At 27.5% G+C, this 17,550-nt stretch carries 18 protein-coding genes and 2 pseudogenes; all 20 read left to right on the plus strand.

Features of this window, described 5'->3' with window-relative positions:
• Nucleotides 1–235 precede the first annotated feature (235 nt).
• The 20 genes and pseudogenes from JAHGCCOI_RS03125 to JAHGCCOI_RS03220 all read left to right on the plus strand — a co-directional run bounded on the left by JAHGCCOI_RS03125 (nt 236) and on the right by JAHGCCOI_RS03220 (nt 17,391).
• A complete protein-coding gene (locus tag JAHGCCOI_RS03125) occupies nt 236–1,456 on the plus strand; it encodes a CCA tRNA nucleotidyltransferase (protein WP_479491963.1) in 1,221 nt (406 codons plus the stop codon).
• A gap of 94 nt (nt 1,457–1,550) precedes the next feature.
• Complete coding sequence (locus JAHGCCOI_RS03130) at nt 1,551–2,600, plus strand: HD domain-containing protein (RefSeq protein WP_249291105.1); 1,050 nt, start codon at nt 1,551–1,553, stop codon at nt 2,598–2,600.
• Nucleotides 2,601–2,971: 371 nt separating this feature from the next.
• Complete coding sequence (locus JAHGCCOI_RS03135; RefSeq protein ID WP_479491964.1) at nt 2,972–3,664, plus strand: sigma-70 family RNA polymerase sigma factor; 693 nt, start codon at nt 2,972–2,974, stop codon at nt 3,662–3,664.
• Nucleotides 3,665–4,398: 734 nt separating this feature from the next.
• Nucleotides 4,399–4,795: pseudogene (locus tag JAHGCCOI_RS03140) on the plus strand (hypothetical protein); the annotation flags it as partial.
• Nucleotide 4,796: 1 nt separating this feature from the next.
• A pseudogene (gene tmk / locus JAHGCCOI_RS03145) lies at nt 4,797–5,443 on the plus strand (dTMP kinase).
• A 20-nt stretch (nt 5,444–5,463) separates the two neighbouring features.
• On the plus strand, nt 5,464–5,754 hold the full coding sequence (locus tag JAHGCCOI_RS03150) for an HU family DNA-binding protein (RefSeq protein ID WP_479491965.1): 291 nt from the start codon (nt 5,464–5,466) through the stop codon (nt 5,752–5,754).
• Between the two features lie 19 nt (nt 5,755–5,773).
• A complete protein-coding gene (locus JAHGCCOI_RS03155) occupies nt 5,774–5,971 on the plus strand; it encodes a hypothetical protein (protein ID WP_479491966.1) in 198 nt (65 codons plus the stop codon).
• Nucleotides 5,971–6,408, plus strand: coding sequence for a hypothetical protein (locus tag JAHGCCOI_RS03160; RefSeq protein WP_479491967.1), 438 nt, complete (start codon nt 5,971–5,973; stop codon nt 6,406–6,408). Before JAHGCCOI_RS03155 ends, JAHGCCOI_RS03160 begins: the two co-directional genes overlap by 1 nt.
• Nucleotides 6,401–6,634 carry a hypothetical protein gene (locus JAHGCCOI_RS03165; RefSeq protein WP_339332283.1) on the plus strand — a complete coding sequence of 78 codons (234 nt, stop codon included), beginning with the start codon at nt 6,401–6,403 and terminating at the stop codon, nt 6,632–6,634. Before JAHGCCOI_RS03160 ends, JAHGCCOI_RS03165 begins: the two co-directional genes overlap by 8 nt.
• Before the next feature lie 17 nt (nt 6,635–6,651).
• The gene (locus JAHGCCOI_RS03170) at nt 6,652–6,972 is read left to right on the plus strand and encodes a hypothetical protein (RefSeq protein ID WP_227806987.1); all 321 of its coding nucleotides are present in this window, start codon (nt 6,652–6,654) and stop codon (nt 6,970–6,972) included.
• 2 nt (nt 6,973–6,974) lie between these two features.
• A complete protein-coding gene (locus tag JAHGCCOI_RS03175; protein ID WP_479491968.1) occupies nt 6,975–7,592 on the plus strand; it encodes a hypothetical protein in 618 nt (205 codons plus the stop codon).
• Nucleotides 7,593–7,650: 58 nt separating this feature from the next.
• Entirely contained in the window at nt 7,651–8,847 is a 1,197-nt protein-coding gene (locus JAHGCCOI_RS03180) for an AAA family ATPase (protein WP_479491969.1), read from the plus strand.
• A gap of 3 nt (nt 8,848–8,850) precedes the next feature.
• Nucleotides 8,851–10,482 (plus strand): DNA double-strand break repair protein Rad50, encoded by a 1,632-nt coding sequence (locus JAHGCCOI_RS03185; RefSeq protein ID WP_479491970.1) that lies wholly within the window; start codon nt 8,851–8,853, stop codon nt 10,480–10,482.
• A 102-nt stretch (nt 10,483–10,584) separates the two neighbouring features.
• Nucleotides 10,585–11,673 (plus strand): hypothetical protein, encoded by a 1,089-nt coding sequence (locus tag JAHGCCOI_RS03190; RefSeq protein ID WP_479491971.1) that lies wholly within the window; start codon nt 10,585–10,587, stop codon nt 11,671–11,673.
• A gap of 24 nt (nt 11,674–11,697) precedes the next feature.
• On the plus strand, nt 11,698–12,039 hold the full coding sequence (locus JAHGCCOI_RS03195) for an SVM family protein (RefSeq protein WP_479491972.1): 342 nt from the start codon (nt 11,698–11,700) through the stop codon (nt 12,037–12,039).
• A gap of 309 nt (nt 12,040–12,348) precedes the next feature.
• Nucleotides 12,349–12,927, plus strand: coding sequence for a Panacea domain-containing protein (locus tag JAHGCCOI_RS03200; protein ID WP_479491973.1), 579 nt, complete (start codon nt 12,349–12,351; stop codon nt 12,925–12,927).
• A gap of 1 nt (nt 12,928) precedes the next feature.
• Nucleotides 12,929–13,309, plus strand: coding sequence for a hypothetical protein (locus tag JAHGCCOI_RS03205; RefSeq protein ID WP_479491974.1), 381 nt, complete (start codon nt 12,929–12,931; stop codon nt 13,307–13,309).
• A 115-nt stretch (nt 13,310–13,424) separates the two neighbouring features.
• Entirely contained in the window at nt 13,425–13,637 is a 213-nt protein-coding gene (locus JAHGCCOI_RS03210; RefSeq protein ID WP_227807313.1) for a hypothetical protein, read from the plus strand.
• Nucleotides 13,631–15,412, plus strand: coding sequence for a DUF2963 domain-containing protein (locus JAHGCCOI_RS03215; protein WP_479491975.1), 1,782 nt, complete (start codon nt 13,631–13,633; stop codon nt 15,410–15,412). The genes JAHGCCOI_RS03210 and JAHGCCOI_RS03215 overlap by 7 nt, the downstream gene beginning before the upstream one ends.
• Nucleotides 15,413–15,687: 275 nt before the next feature.
• On the plus strand, nt 15,688–17,391 hold the full coding sequence (locus JAHGCCOI_RS03220; RefSeq protein WP_479491976.1) for a DpnII family type II restriction endonuclease: 1,704 nt from the start codon (nt 15,688–15,690) through the stop codon (nt 17,389–17,391).
• The last annotated feature ends 159 nt before the right edge of the window (nt 17,392–17,550 follow it).

Consider the following 17,550-nt stretch of genomic DNA (forward strand, 5'->3'; position numbering starts at 1 on the left):
GGCACATCCTAAATAATACACCCTACATTAAAATTACAAATAAATACTAATAAAAAATACTATATTGAACCACATTTACCAAAAAATAAATAATAAAACAAACTAAAAACAACCTTTAATATTTATATCTATTATCTATTTTACTTTTATCTTAACTATATTTATAATCAAAGGCAAACAACCAATCAAACACAACAAAATAAAAAAATTAGAAATATTGTTAAAAGCCCAAAATATGAAACATTCCAATCAACTAAAAACAGCTCAAAAAATAATTACTATCTTAAAAACAAACGGATTCGAAGCCTTTATTGTGGGTGGCACTGTCAGAGATTATTTACTCCAAATAAATGCTAACGAAGACATCGACATCACTACTAACGCCGCCCCCCAACAAATAAAACTCCTTTTATTCCCAGAAAAAACAACCCAAATAAAAATTAATTATGGTAGCTTTAAAATAACTTTTGAAAATTATCTTTTCGAAATTACTACTTACAGAAAAGAAGGCACTTACAAAGACTATCGCCACCCTAGTGAAATTTTTTTCACCAAAAACGTCCATCAAGACCTTTTAAGACGTGATTTTACTATTAACGCTCTTTTAATGGATGAAACTGGTAAAATATTTGATTTCACACCTGAAAAACAAGGAAAAAAAGATTTAAAGCAAGGTTTGATCCGCACCATCAAAGAACCTTTTATTAGATTCCAAGAAGATCCTTTAAGAATTTTAAGAGCTTTTTATTTTCAATCTAAACTAGGATTTTGCATAGAAAAAACTACCCAAAAAGCTATCATCCACAAAAACCATTTATTAGCTAAAATTTCTTCTCAAAGAATCTATGAACACATCGAAAAAATCATCACTCACAAAAACTGGCACCAAACTTTTAAAACTATGATAGAAACTAAAACCCATCTATTTTTACCCCAACTAAACCAAAGCATTCTTTGTTTAGCTTATCTACATGAAACTCAACTTAAATACATTCAAGCACACCACAAATTAAAAAGAAGAATTTTTTGGTCAATGTCGCTTTTACTCAACAACCAAATCCTTGCATCTTTTCCTTTTACCAAACAAAAGAAAAAAAGCTACCAAAACATTGCCTCTTTAAGTTTATATCTTTGGGAAAATATTACTTTTAATTTATTTAAACATGGATTAAAAAATTGTCTCCTAGCTAATCAAATTAATTATCTTTTGCAAAAAGAACCTTATGCAGCAGCCAAAATACAATATATTTATCAATATTTACCAATAAAAACAATTACTGAACTTAATTTTAGTTGGCAAGAAGTCTTAAAACAATTACCCCACAAACCCAAAGGAACATGGATTAAACATACACAAAAACAACTAATTACCAAAGTACTTAATAGAGAAATACCCAACATTAAAGAACAATTAATTAATTTTGTACTTAGCCAAAATCAAATCCTAGATAAATAATAAATAAATAAAATAATGAATAAAAATAAAATGAACTAAATTATGTAATAACAAAATTATAAACATCAATTTATTTTTGTTTATAAATGTAATAATGCAAACTTACTATTTCCATTTACAAACACTTCCATCAACATATTTTTATCAATCCCAATCTAGACCAATAGGAAACAAACGTATGAAAAAAACCCAAACCAACATCTTACCCAAATATCAAAAAGGACAAATCAACTTTTTTACAGGCAAAGTAACAAGCATCAATCAAGGACTTCATTTTTATAATATCACCTTGCAATTACAAGACAAAAGCGACATCAACATCAAATTAGAACCTCAAACCAAACCACCTATCCAAGGAAAAATATATCATTTTAAAACTATTTGTCTTCTCAAAAATGAAGAACTTATTTTGATGAATCAAACATACAATTTAGCTTATAATGTATTAGATATGCAAACTTTGTATGAAATTTATTTAGCCTTTTATGAATGTGCTCCTATTTCTTTTGTAATAGTAAAAGACGAATTAGAAAACTATTTACATAAAATAAAAAACAAAGTCTTAAAACAAATTACTTACAATTTATATTGCAAAAACAAAAATAAATTTTTAATTTCCAAAGCAGCGTTAAAAATTCATCATAATTATTATGGCGGACTTGGTTATCATACTTTAACTATGTTAAAAATGGCAGAATCTCTTTTAAAAATTTATCCTTTTCTCAATAGTGATTTACTATTTGCAGGTACTATTTTACATGACATGGAAAAAATTAAAGAACTAGATTTAGAACAAAAAAACTATACTCCCAAAGGTTTGCTATTAGGTCATTTAGTCATGAGTGCTTGTGAAATAGAAAAAGAAGCCCAATTATTGGGTTTTCAAGATAAAGAAGAAGTATTATTATTAAAACATATGTTAATTTCTCATCATGGACTTTTAGAACATGGAGCTGCCAAAAGACCACAAATAGGAGAAGCTCTTTTACTTTGGTATTTAGATAATATTGATTGCAAATTAACATCTTTACAAGAATTTTTACAAAAAACCACCACCCAAACATTTACAAAACCCATCCCTGTTTTAGAAAGAAAAGGGTTTTATAAATCATTAGATTTAGATCAAAATAATGATGATGAATAATTTTGTTTTCTTAATTACAAAAAATAGTGAGTTTGAAAATGCATTTCATAATAAAAAAAGACCGTTTTTAAACGGTCTTTTTTGTTGTAATAATCATTATTTATTATCTATTTTATTTTTGTTATAATATGAAATATTAAAAGTTTTGTAATAAATTATCCAAGTAAGAATTCTTGCAAAGTTTGCCAAGGCAACAAAACACAATTAATTTTACCTGGCAATTGATAAACTTGAGGTGTTCCAAAACTTTAGACAACTTTTTACTTTTTAAAAATTCTTTAAGACTAACTATTAAGTTAGTCTTTTTTTCTTTTCAAGACTAAAAAAATAATTTCTTATCTTTTCTAAAAATATTTTTAGAAAGGAATAAAATGTTAAGACAAAAATTATTTAAAGATTTTTTAAAAAGTAAAAACAATTTAACAATTCGCGATCAATTAATCGAAATGCATTTACCATTAGTAAAAAAAATAGTTAAACAATTTAAATATTTCCCTAAAGCACTTCAAAGAGAAGATTTATACCAAGAAGGAATTTTAGGTCTAATCAAAGCTTTAAATAATTACCAAGATTTAGGATGTGATTTTATTGTCTATGCTACCCCAACAATTAAAGGTAAAATCACAGAACTTATTAGAGGTCTACAAGCTACTTCTACTTCCATACATGTTTTTCGGAAAGAAAAACAAGTAAGTAATATTCCTTTTGAAGAAACACAACCTCAAACTATTAATATCAACAATCTAACCCCTCATCAAATTTGGTTAACCCAAGTTAATCATGAATTGTTTATTGAAAAAATCAAATCCAATTTAAATAAACAAGAATTCGAGATTATTAGATTAAGTTTTGGAATTCCTTTAAAAATCCAAAACCAATACCCTCAAATTGAGTATTCCAACAAAGACATAGGTAAAATGTTGAATTTATCTGCAAGGCAAGTAGAAATTATCAAAAACAAAGCAATTAATAAATTAAAAAAAATAATAAAAAGGAATAAAAAATATGAATTATCAAAAAACACAACTACTTATTGGGCGCAAATATACGATATAATGGAGTAATTTAGTCAATTACCAGGATGGAAATGAAGTCCTGAGGTCATATAAAACCAGCAATGGTGTCGGTTGGTTAAACGAAAGAATAACCAATTACAGCAGATATAAAAGCGAAATGAGCCGAATTAACTAGGCAAAAAGTTCTCGCAAGACCAAGATAATCATGGATAAGGTTGCAATACCCTAATTGGAAAAGAAATGTCGTAATTTCGTAACCTACCACGAAAGTTAATGACACGTGGAGATGTAAAACCTTAAAGGAATAAATTAGATGTTCCTTTAATCCATTTTTTCATAGCTGTTAAATCAGTAATTCACATAACATTCCTGGCTATTAATACGCCAGTATAACCAAACCTAAAATTATCAGACACATTATAGACGGAAATTTGAGAATCCTAAAAACCAGTTTCAAAACTAAAGTAGGTTTAGACCTATGGTTCAAGGATAAAGAAGCTATTCAGTAGTTGATAGAGTAAAACTAAATTTGGAATAATTTAGTCAATCGCCTATCCAAGTCGAGAGTTAACGACTCTTAAAGAGCGAAAGTAGCTAGTAATTATAGAGAACAAATCACGAAATCCGTAGTAATACTGACTAGTTCGCGAAAGCGATATAATTATGGCAAGCCGTATGCCTGGAAACTTGCTCGTACGGTTTAGATGGGGACCAGTTTGTAATAAGGTTTAGAAAGGCAAATCCTAAACCGAAACGCATCTGATTTATCCATATTTTTAATTTATTTTCGACATCGTGGAATCACCAAACAATATCCCCAAACATATTTATTTTTTATTCCTGATATCAAATTTGATTTAGTATTGTTTACCCAAAACAAACGAATTGTTGCTTTTAATTTTAAAACTTGCCTCCGTGAACGTTACAAACAAGCTATCATCGAAGCTCAACAACTAAAAAAAACTCGATACGCGTTTTGAATATTACTTATTAACAAATGATGCTATCGAATCCCAAAGGCTCAACAATAAAATTAAAAACGGCAAAGTCCAAGGAATTGATAAAGTAATTGATTGTTTTTCTCAAAAAGCTAATATCTTTGTAAATACCTTATTCCAAAGACAATTTATTTATTTTAAAGATATTAATTTAATCAAAAATACGAAAGGAAATAATTAAAATGTGGAATAAATTAATAGTTTTTGAAGGGCTAGATGGAAGCGGCAAAACTACTTTGATTAATAAATTAAAAAAATCTTTAATTAATAAAGGACAAAAAGTAAAAGTTTACCAAGGTTTAGGAAGTAGTTCTATTGGAAACGAAATAAGAAATTTGTTTTTATACCAAAAAAAACAAGTACAAAAACTAAATATTTTCTTAGTTTTTCCAACATGATCCAAACCCAAGATGAATTAATAATACCTAATCTACTTAGTGGCCATCTTGTTATAGTTGACCGTTGGTATGATTCTACTTTAGCTTATCAAAGCAATAGTAATTCCATAGATTATGATGATGAAATAACATCAAAAATTATTAATCAATATTTACTCAAACCTCATTTAACTTTCTATCTAGATATTGACCCCCAAATTGGCTTACACCGAAAACAATCAATCCCCCATCATAAATTAGACTTAATCGAACAAAAACCACTAATTTATTTTGAAAATGTGCGTCAAAATTATTTAAATCAACATAAATACTGTAATGATGTAAATTGTAAACACCAAAATTGCAAGTATTTTTTAATTAATGCAACCAACTCACAAAAAGATAATTTAGCCCAAATAATCAAAACTTTAATTAATAAAAAAATATTATAAAAAAAGGAGACAACAAAACAATGACTAAGAAAGAATTAATCAAAGAAGTTGCAAAGCAACTAAAAACTTCAGTTGCAAAAACCGAAGAATTTTACAATTCATTTGAAAATACCTTAATTAAATCAATCACATCCAACGAAGAGGTAGTTTTATCACCTCAACTTGGTAAATTCATCTTAAAATCAAGAAAAGCCCGTTTAGGAAGAAACCCCCAAACAGGTAAAAAACTCAAAATCCCTGCCTCAACCGCAGTTAGTTTTAAAGTGTCAAAAACACTTAAAGATGAAGTTAAAAAACTCAAATTAAAATAAAATAAGGAGAATAATTAACATGAGTGATGGAATGACAGAAGCATACCGTGGGACTTATTTCAAAGACTGTAGCAAACCAATAACCAAGAAAAAAATCAACAAATACCACCAACCCAAAGGCAAATGGCTTAATTTAGACCGCCCCAATAAAACTTTTAAAAACAAAAAGAAATTAGCTGAAAACAAACGAATAAAGGTAAGTGAAGGCGGTGAATGATGTTTATTATAACAATTTTTACAACAATTAGCAATTTTATTCTAAATTATACCAAAGGATTTAGCACTACCGAAATACTTGAACGAAGAATGGATGGAATCCAAACAACGCTTTTCACTATTCTTATTGTTTCTGGTTTCAAACCTATTTTTAAATTAATTACAAATATTATTGTTTTTATTAAAGATTTAGTTGTAGCTTTCTTTTTCCCCAACAAAAAACTACAAAACTTAGAAATTAAAAGTGCCAGACAAGAATACCTAGAACAACAATTATTACAAAAAATAGATAAAATCAATGCAAATCAAGAAAAACTCCAATCCCAAATAGAAGCACAAAGAGTTAAAGTTGCGAAATGGAAAGAAAAAAAAGCAAGAAAAAATTCAAATAAAAACCAATCTAATTCAATTATAAACAAGGAGGATGAAAATGAATGATCTAAATTTCGCAATCGGTTTTATAGTTGGCGCTCTATTTACAACTGCTTTAATGTTTATCATTAAAAAAATATTTTTTAATTTTGTACCATTGCCAGAAATCAATCAAAAAAATGAAACACAAAAAGAAAGTAAACCCAAAAAATCATTTTCAATTATTCCAAATCCAAATAACGAATCAAAAGAAAAAAACAATTTAGAAAGTAACAAAGAAATAAATAATTAATACAAAGGAGAAAAAACATGATCAAAAAAATAATACAAACCAAAAAAACAAATAAAAAATCAACCGAATTAAAAAATAAAAAAGTAATAAATTCAAAATCAAGTCCACCAAGTAAAACAATGGTAGTAAAAGTACCAACCACCCCAGAAAAACAACCAACTCAAACAACTTCCAATAACAACAAAAGCAATTTATTAAAATCATTTATAAATTTAACTATCGTTTTATATTTTATTTTACATGTCAACGTTATTTATTACCAAAACCAAATCCCTTGGTTAACCACAGGTATAAATAATTTAATTGATATCATTAAATCAACCTTAGGAGGTAAATAATCATGAAAAAAACAAACCAAAATCAAAATATCAAAATTATAATTGTCCTGACAATTTTAATTTGTTCTTGTTTTGCAATTAATTCTTGCCTTGCACTTGTAAATTATTTCTCACGCCAAAGACAAGAAAACATTAAATTAATGAGTAAAAATGATGCCCCTTTATTTGAAGTAAATAGAGTAAGCGGTAATAATGAAGATAAAACCCTTATCCCTTTACCTATGCCTAATTTAAATCCAAATAAATTTCATCACACAGTGACTATCAATCATCAAGCCATTTTGAAAACAAATGGATTTGACATTAGTGTTCCTTTATATCTAAAAATAACTCCAAAATATGACACTCATAACACTTTTTTAAATCCTGAATCACTCTTTAACTTAGAAGTTAAAAATAATAACACACTCTATGATGACACCAATCGCAAACAAATGGTTAACGATAATGATGGCAAATGCAATATCAATATTCAAATTAAATTAGAACAAAACGATTTTGTTCAAGCAACAAATCCACAATTAACCTTAGTTCTTGACTATGAATTAGTGGATAAAAATGGAAACGCACTTAGCGGTAGTGGCACCACTCTAAACACCAAAATTGAAAATTTAGTTTAAATAAAAAAATAAGACTAAGTTAAGAAAACTTAGTCTTATTTTAGAAAGGAAATAAATTATGAAAACCAAAAACCAAACTTCCACCCAACCACTTTTCTTAAAAGCAATGACAATCATCATTTTGTTTCTTTTATTTTGGTTAGCAACTTATGTCTGGATTCATCACCAAACTTTAAGTCAAACCGAAAAAGAAATTATTTCTTTTAAAAATAAATTAGAAGCCACCCAAACTTTAAGTGAAGAACAAAAAAATATATTAAAGCAAGAATTACAACAAGCAGAAACCAAAAAGAAAGAACAAACTGAAGAAATTGATAATAATTCTTCAACAAACCCAAAACAATTAAATTCAGAAGGAGTTGTTTTTCAACCTGCTGACTCTCAAAAATTTATAGGTTTTGACAAATTAATCGGTTTTAAAGAAGAATTACAAGCAGTTCAAGGATTTATTGATTATTTAAAAAACCCTGAAAACTACCAAGGTATTGGCGAAGTTGAATCACCCCTAGGAATTTTAATGTATGGTTGCCCTGGAACAGGTAAAACCACTTTAGCACGAGCACTTGCCAAAGAAACCAATTTACCATTCTTTGAAGTTAATAGTTCCCTTTTTTCCCAAAAGTATAAAGGGGTAGCGCCACAAATGGTAAAAGATTTATTCACTGATGCAAGAATTGCTGCAGAAGAGTGTAATGGGGCGATCATCTTTTTAGATGAATGTGAAACTATTTTCACTAATTTAAGTATGTTAGAAGCAGGTTCAGAAATCGCAAATGTTGTAAACCAATTCAAAATGGAAATGACTTCCCAGGATAATAACCCTGAAAAACCAATTTTCATTATTGGCGCAACAAACCAATACCATCTGATTGATGAAGCAATTAAATCCCGTTTTGCGTACAATATCGAAGTAAAACCAGGAAATAAAACTGAACGACAACAAATGCTAGAATTCTTAATTGAAAAAAGAAAAAATCCTTACAGTGAAGAAACAAAACAGTATTTATTTGAAGTTATTAACGAAGCTTTAGAAAACTTACCACAAAATAAAGAATTCTTAAAAGCTAATCGTACCTTAGAAAACTTATTAAAAACTACTGTTAGTATTTTTGCCAAAAACCGTGGTAAAGGTGAAAACAAAAGAAATGAAATTAACAAAGAAGATTTAAAACAGGCTTATCAATTGATTATTTCACCAGATACCACTTTATTAGACCAAATTGAAAATCAATTAAAACCGAAAGGAGGTGAATAATCTATGTTATCACCATTAGACGTACTGAAAGGTTTTATTAATTTAAAATCTTATTTAACGTGGTTTTTGATTGCTACTACTGTTTTTGGCCTTTTTTGTTTCATCAAAAACAAATTTTTTCACAATCAAAACACCACAACCCTAAAAAGTTATTTAATTTACTTTTTAATTATTCTTGCCTTATTCAGTTTTCTTTACTTATCTTTCTTTCATAAAACTGAACCATCATCTAAATACACAGGTCAATTAATTGAAAAAATTGATGGAGCAATTAAAAAATACGATGACACAATTAATAACTACAATGGTTTAAAAAAAGATTGGGAAAAAGAATTAGAAAAATGTGAAAAAGAACTCAAAGACCTTTACGAACAAAAAGAAATAATTCAAGAAGCCAAAGATAAAATCAAAGAGGCATTGGATAGAAACGAAGGAAAAATTAAAGAAATAAAAGAAAAATTAAGTAAAAATACCGAAAATATCACTATCTTAAGAGGTAAACTTTTACAATTAGAACAAGCCAAAGAAGCTAAAGAAAAAGAAATTAAACAAAAACAAGAAGAAGAAAAATCAGCATCCCCTGATGACAAAATTAGATTACAAGCTCTAATCTCTAAATTACAAGGCGAACGAAGAGAAATAATGGAACAAATAGCACAAGTTTCAACCCAAATCGGCAAATTAGAAAACAAACAAGAATCTCTAACAGAACAACTAGGTCGTGCCGAAGAATTTAAAAAAGGATTAATCCAATCGCTCGATAAATTATCAGAAAAATTTAAAAAACTATCAACAATTATTACAACCGAAGAACAACGTAAAGCTGAAATTCAAAAAAACATTGATGAAATTAACGAAAAAATGAAACAAATTAAAAAAGAACAAGAATTTTATCAACACCTAAAAGAAAAATATCAAGAAATGTATACCCGCATGCAAACTTATGAAAAAGAAAACGAATTTAGTTTTGGTAACGTAACTAAAGCCGCTTTTAAAGCTTTTGATAAAGTTACTGACTTAATCCCCGCTAAATACGGATTGAAAATATTAGGTAAAACTGCGAGCGTTACTAGAAGATTCGCACAAGGTGCGACTAAAGCTACTTTAGTTCTTCACGAAGGCCATCGTTTATGGCATATGTATAATGAAGTAGTTAATGAAAACAAAGAACATCCACCAATGATTACCAAAGAAGCTTTAGAAATGTATACTCGAGATATTGACCATGATTTAGCCAAACTTGACGCTGACTACAAAGATTACGAAAAGAAAAAAGAGGAATATCAAAAATCTAACAATGAAGTTTCTATTAAAGAGGAGTTAAGGAACTGGGAAGACCAAAATGAAAAACATGGCGAAAAAATCAAACAAGAATGGAAGGACTGGATCAATGAATACGTCAAAATCAATGAAGAATTAAAAGATAACCTAAAAGAAGTTTCAGGAGAAAACGTACAAAAATTAAAACAAGAAGAAGATGAACTCCGCGAACTTCACGAAAATAAAGTTGCCAAAATCGAAAACGCAAAAGAAGAATTAAAACAAAAAAATCCTAGTTATGCTCGCGCCCAAAAACGCTACGAAGAAAAACGTCGTCCTAAAATACCTGAAATGGTTATGATTCCAAATAAATAATTATTTTTTTAAAACATTTAAAAAATAAAGTTGTATAATAGTGATATATTCATATTTCAATATTTGATAATAATCACTATTATCGGAAAGGAAATGAAATTTATGAATAATAATAATTTTTTTAAAAAATGTTTAGTAATTATAATCATTATTATCGCAGTTATTGTTGGTATTGGTATTTATTACAAGACCAATAATTCTTTAAAACAAGAACAACAAGAAGATCCTAATTCAGAATTTTTTAAAAAAAATCCAAGTACAAAAGTTATTAAAGAATTAATTGATTTGAGAGAAAGAGAAAAAAATAAATTAAATGATATTTCTTCTAACCCTTTATGTAGAGAAGATTTAAAAAAAGAAATATTAGAAATTTTAAAAAAAAATAATTGTATCAAAGAAAATGTTATTAATAGTTGTCGAAAAAGTGGTATTTTTAATAGTTTTTCTAAAAAAGACCAAGAAGAATTTGTGGAAAAACAATATATCGAATATTTAAAAAAAGATATAGAAAATTTAACAAATACATATAATAAATTACCTCATAATTTTTTATATAAAAAAATTATTTCACCAACTAATTTTGACAAAATCAAAGCTTATATTCTTTCAGGAACCGATGACAAATCTTTATTACCAAATAATCTTTCCCAAGAAGAAAAATCAAAAATCAATCAACAAAGAGACGAGTTAATTAATAGTTTAAAAAAGATGAAACAAGAATGGAACCCATGGATCGATGAATATCAAGAAGAATGTGATGATTTTGTTCGCAAAATTAAAGAAATTCAAGATAAATTTCCTTCATTAAAGTCTCAACAAACTAATTTACAAAAAAATCACGATGACAAAGTACAAGAAATCAATCAAGTAAAATCACAATTACAAAATAAAAAAACGCAATTACAAACTCAAGGAATATCAATTTATAATAATCCTGAAATTGATAAATTACAAGCACTAATCTCTAAATTACAAGGCGAACGAAGAGAAATAATGGAACAAATAGCACAAGTTTCAACCCAAATCGGCAAATTAGAAAACAAACAAGAATCTCTAACAGAACAACTAGGTCGTGCCGAAAAATTTAAAAAAGGATTAATTGAATCGCGCGATAAATTATCAGAAAAATTTAAAGACTTAACTATCTCTAGTCTCCAATCCCACTACGACATCACCTCAGCTGAGGGATAAAAAAATTAAAGGAGTTATAAATTAATGTTTAAATTAAAAAAACAATTATACTTATTTAAAATAGTTTTATTTATTTGTTTAGGATTATTATTTGTTATTAACAATCATCAAGTCATGGCGATGGAAAACAACAAAGGAAAACAAATTTTAAATGATGAACCGAGCGATCAAGAAATTAATATTTTTTTTAAATTAGTAAAAAAAAGTCAAGAAAATATCAAACAACTAAAACAAAAACACCCTCATTTAAAAAATGCTTCCATAAAAGAAATAGAAAATTTCTTATCTTTTAACACAAACCAACAACAAACAAATAATAATAAAAAACGAAAATTAGATTTAAATACAATTCCAGAAGAAAACTAAAGGGAGTTTTTCATAACAAACCAATTTTAATTATAAATTAAAACCCTAAAATACCCCTAAAACACATTATTTTAACCCATAATGGGGTTTTAAAGATGTTATTTGAAGTTAATTCAAATTGTATTTTTAAAACATTTTAAATGCCGATATTTTAATTAAAAAAAATTATACTACTGCATTAATATAAAATTTAAAATACAATTAAATTTTAATAGACTCTCTCTATGAGAGTCTTTTTTTTATACCCAAATTCATCCAAATCAAACAAAAAGAGCAAAAAACCAAATAAAGAAGGAACAAATCAAAAAAATGAATAATCAAAAACCAAAAAAATTAATTAAACAATTAAAAATCATCAAAAAATATGTTAAAATATACAATATAAAAAATAGGAAGGGAATAAATATGAAAACATCCATCATCCCCAACCAAAACCAAATTAACGTTTTTGATGTTGCACTTTACATTGTTGAAAATAATCCTCATCCAACTACTAAAATGAAACTAAATAAAATGATTTATTACGCTCAAGCAAAACATTTAGTGCAAACTAAAAAACCTCTTGTAAAAGAACAAATCCAAGCTTGGATTTATGGTCCTGTTTTTCCTGAATTGTGCGCACAACTAAAAGAATTTACTTATAAACCGTTAAATCCCGATTCTTTATCAATGGGAGATGCAACTAAAATAAATGCCGCTCAAAAACAAATCCTTGATGATATTATTTCATTATACGGCAACAAAGAAGCCAATTTTTTATCTCAACAAACTCACGAAGAAGACCCATGGAAAAATACATATTATATCAATTCCGATTGGTCTAAAAACATTATTAAAAACAAAGATATTTTAGAATATTTTTCTAAAAACACTAAACACATTTGTTAATATGAAACAAACAGTTAATAATCTTTTTCGTTATCGATTCGATCAAAATTTAACAGATATTTCAAGTTTTAAAACAATAAAAGGTTTTAAAGAAGTTTTAGAAAAAGTTATCGCACCTTTAAATAAATATATTGAGTATACATGGCATCAAATCAAAAAATCGCATAATAAAGGTCCTAGATATCATGTAGTCCAACCTAGCACCCTTTCTCGAAAAGGGTTTGCTCGTGCCGTTAACCTTTCTGAAGATGAACCTATTTTTCAAATATCTCTTAATTTGCAAGAACGCGTTTATGGTATAACTGTTGTAAATATTTTGTTATTATCGCCTATGATCCAAACCATAAAGGAAATACAAAGAAAAAATAAATTATTGCATTAATATAAAATTCAAAATACAATTAAATTTTAATAGACTCTCTCTATGAGAGTCTTTTTTTATACCCAAAAATAACCAAATTAAACAAAAAATTAAAAAAGAAAGGAAATAATTTTAAATGAATAAACAAGACTTAAAAAAATTAATAATTATGTTATTAATTATTAATTTCAATTTTGTCCTTTCCATCAATTCTCATTCTTCTTTTTTTCATAATCAAACCAAAAGCAAAATTAAATTAGCAGATTACCAAACCCCCACCAAGAAACCCATCGACAAATATAATAACGCTGTTAAAAAAATAACAATTAGGAATTCGCGATTATGTTAAAAAATCTCAAAATTAGGAAGCTCATTATGATGGTGGTGTGTGGTCTTTTAAGTTTTATTACTTTAACCTTCGCCGCGCAAATCTCATACTACCCCGACGGTAAAATCAAGTCCATCAACGAGTGCGATCCCCAAACAGGGAATAGAATCAAGTATACCTCATACAATTCTGACGGAACAATTGACTTCATCATCGAGTACGACCCCCAAACAGGGAAGAAAATCAAGGGTACCACATACAACTCAGACGGTACAATCAACTACATCAACGAGTGCGATCCCAAAACAGGGAATAGAATCAAGCAGAGCAAACAATCTCCAAGTAAAACCCTCGGGCGTTCCTTTTTCCATCGACAAACCAAATCAACTATAAAACTAGCTGATTATAAAACCCTTCAAGAAGAGTGGTTAACCTTCCAACCTAAAATGAAAAGGTATGATATCAGCGTTTTATCCAAAGAAAGTATTCCTGAAATTTTAAAATATGTTGGGATTAAAAGTGATGTTGTCGCATATGATAACTTTAACACCCCTTCTTATAATTCTAACAATGATAGTATTTTTTACTGGCATATCAAAGATCCGCCAGAAGGACTCATGGCTGTCTATTTTAAACCCCGCTCTAATCCCTTTAATATTAAATATCCTGCTGCAAATAAAAAACACACCTTAGAAGACCTTTTAAAATACGAAATAGCTATTGAAGAAGTTTTTGTTTTTTGGGATGCTCAACAAAAAACTCAGGAAGAAAAGGTCAATGTGGAAGTAATCAGCTTCGATATCTTTGTTGACCAAAGTAAAGAAGAAGTGATTAATAATTACTTAATCCAACAGAAAATCATCCAAAAACCCAAACTAATTAAATTAGGTTGTTATAATATTACCCCTACCACAGGTTTAATCGCTCCTTTACCTTCAGGAGAATTTCATGGTATTGAAATTGCTTCTATTTACTTTGATGATGGGGTTCGTCTGCTACCTGAAAACGAAAATACTAGAGATTTAAAATGTAGAATAGAACACCAGGAACAAAGGTTAGAACAAGCTTTAAAAGAGTTAAGTCAAACTAAAAATGAAGAATTAAAAGAGAGTTTTGCAATATTAATTGCATTTTTACAAAAAACAACCAAAACACTTTACCAAGAAATGATAACTAACCAAACTTCCACCATTGATGATTTATTGAAACTCTCCAATGGCGCCAAAAACATCTACCTTTTTTCTTTCAATACTCAAAAAAGAATTAAAAGCATCGAATTACCTGATGCTATTGATCCTTACCAAGCCATTCGAACATGGAAAAGAGATAATAATTTATTTGATTATGAAGGTGAATTTATACACCAAACTGGTAGAGTAGAAAACGAATTGTTAATAGCTTCAAATAGAAAAGAGACTATATCGTGTGAACCTCACCAACTTATAAATATTTTTGAAACCGAAAAGGAAAAATTTATTATTTCTTGTAAAGATGTAGAACCAAAATTGCGTATTTTCAATAATTATACTTCTGAATATATTAATTGGTTAAGGCAATGTTACATCAAACCTGGCATTCCTTATTCATCTGGAGAAATAAGAGATAAATTTGGTCGTTCATCAAGGGGCATTTATAATCAAAAAGGGGAAAGTTGTCAATATCATTATGTTCCAGGATTTTTCATAGATGATTGGTACATTAATGGGATTAACTGTGTTGGCTCAAACATTACTTTTTATAATTTTTATGGCACCACTCCGCCACCCAAAAAACCTCAAGAAATAAATATTAATTGATATTAAGACCTTATAATGAAGGTCTTTTTTCATTTTGGGGGTTTTTCAAACCTGGACCAAAATTAATATCAATTTATTAAAACCGCCACTTTGAATGAAATAATATATTTTATTAAAGAGTTAATCAAAATTTTAATGTTATAATCTTGATTTGAGGTATAATTAGGATAGTTTATATAACTAATTTCAATTTAAGTAGGGTAAATGCCTCTATTTATCTTAAAATTTTAAGTTGTTGAAAAATTAGTTAAAAAAACAAGAAAGAGGTTATCAAAATGTCAAATACATTAAAACTAAAACCATTTGTCAAATGGGCGGGTGGAAAAACCCAACTTTGGCCTTTTTTGAAAGTTGTTATGAATGTTAAATATGAAACTTATTTTGAACCTTTTTTAGGAGGTGGGAGTGTATTTTTTAGTTTGGAACCTCAAAAAGCTGTTTTGTCTGATATTAATGAAGAATTGATAACTGCTTGGCATACTTTAAAATCACAATCTCGTGATGTTGTTAATTTATTAAAAACATATATTAAACGTTTAAAATTAGAAAAAAAAGATTTTTATTATCAATTGCGCGACCAAAAAACCTCTTCGTTGGATAATATTTCAAAAACTGCTCGCTTTATTTTTCTTAATAAAACTTGTTTTAATGGTCTTTATCGTGTTAATTCTAAAAATCAATTTAACTCTCCGTTTAATGGAAAAAATGATGTTTGTTTATCAACTATCATTAACGAATCTAATCTTAAAAATATCACATTATTCTTAAAAAAGAATGAAATTAAAATCCAAAACCAAGATTACGCAACAATAGTTGCTCAAACACAAAAAAATGATTTATTGTTTTGTGATCCTCCTTATGATTCAGATACTCAAACTTTTAACAGCTATAATGCATCCCCTTTTAATCAAACAAACCAAAAAGAATTGTTTGAATCTTTAAAAGCAGCTCATTTAAGAGGAGTTAAATGGGTTTTAACTAATCACGACACCCAATTAATTAACCACTTATACAAAGATTTTAATTTTATAAGAATTCCTGTTAATCGTTTTATCAATTCCCAAAGCTGCAATCGGAAAAATAACACCTACGAAACAATTATTACGAATTTTACATTAAGAGATGACCAAATTAAACAAATAAATAATTTATTGTTTTTCAAAGAGTTAAAATCTACATCTTATTTTTTAAAGGATTATGTTTCGTGGGAAAAAGTTAATCATTTTATAAACCAAAATGAAGAAATTATTAAAAAATGGAATAAACTTAAATCCAAAACTGAGCAAGAATTTTATGATAAATTTGAATTGCAATGGCAAGAATTATCAAATACTTTTGAATTTTTGCCAATATTATTAGCTAACAATCGTTTTGCGAAAAACGAAAAATTTATTTATTTTAACAACCAAAACCAAGAAATTACTTTTGACCACCAAGATAAAGAAGTTGTCATTAATTTTATTAAAGAATCAAAACTTCTAACTAATGTTTTTGTAAATTCAAATTTTAATCAAAATATTAAAGATTATATTTTTGGGGTTTTGGTGGGGTTGGATTCTAACTCAAGAAAAAATAAATCAGGAGTTTTGTTGCCTAATTTAATTAAAACTCTTTTAAAAACAAATAATTTCAATTTTCAAGAAGAAGTTCTTTTAACAGACATTTTAAAAGGTGTTGAATTAAAAGAAACAAAAAGAGTGGATTTTGTTTTTAAACATAATAATATAAATTATCTTTTAGAATGTAGTTTTTTTAACACTTCAGGCTCCAAAATTAATAGCGAATTAAAACGTTTGGTAGAATTTAGTAAAACTATCAATAAATTCAAAAATATTCAATTTATTTATGTGATAGAAGGTCCAGGTTTGAAAAAAAACGCATCTTTGTTGGAAAAAACCTTAACGGAAACCAATGTTTTATTCAATATCCATCGTTTTCAAGAATTTTTAAAAAAAATAAAACAAAATTGTATTTTTTAACTCATCGATCTAATAAATTAAACACACACCCATTAAGATTAATTTTTACAACAAACATTATAATTATATTTTGTAATTGAATAAAACTATTTTTAAAAAACACCAAACACATTTAATACCATAAAAAGGTTCCTTTAAGAGGAACCTTTTTTTATTTAA

The organism is Mulberry dwarf phytoplasma (assembly GCF_056504655.1).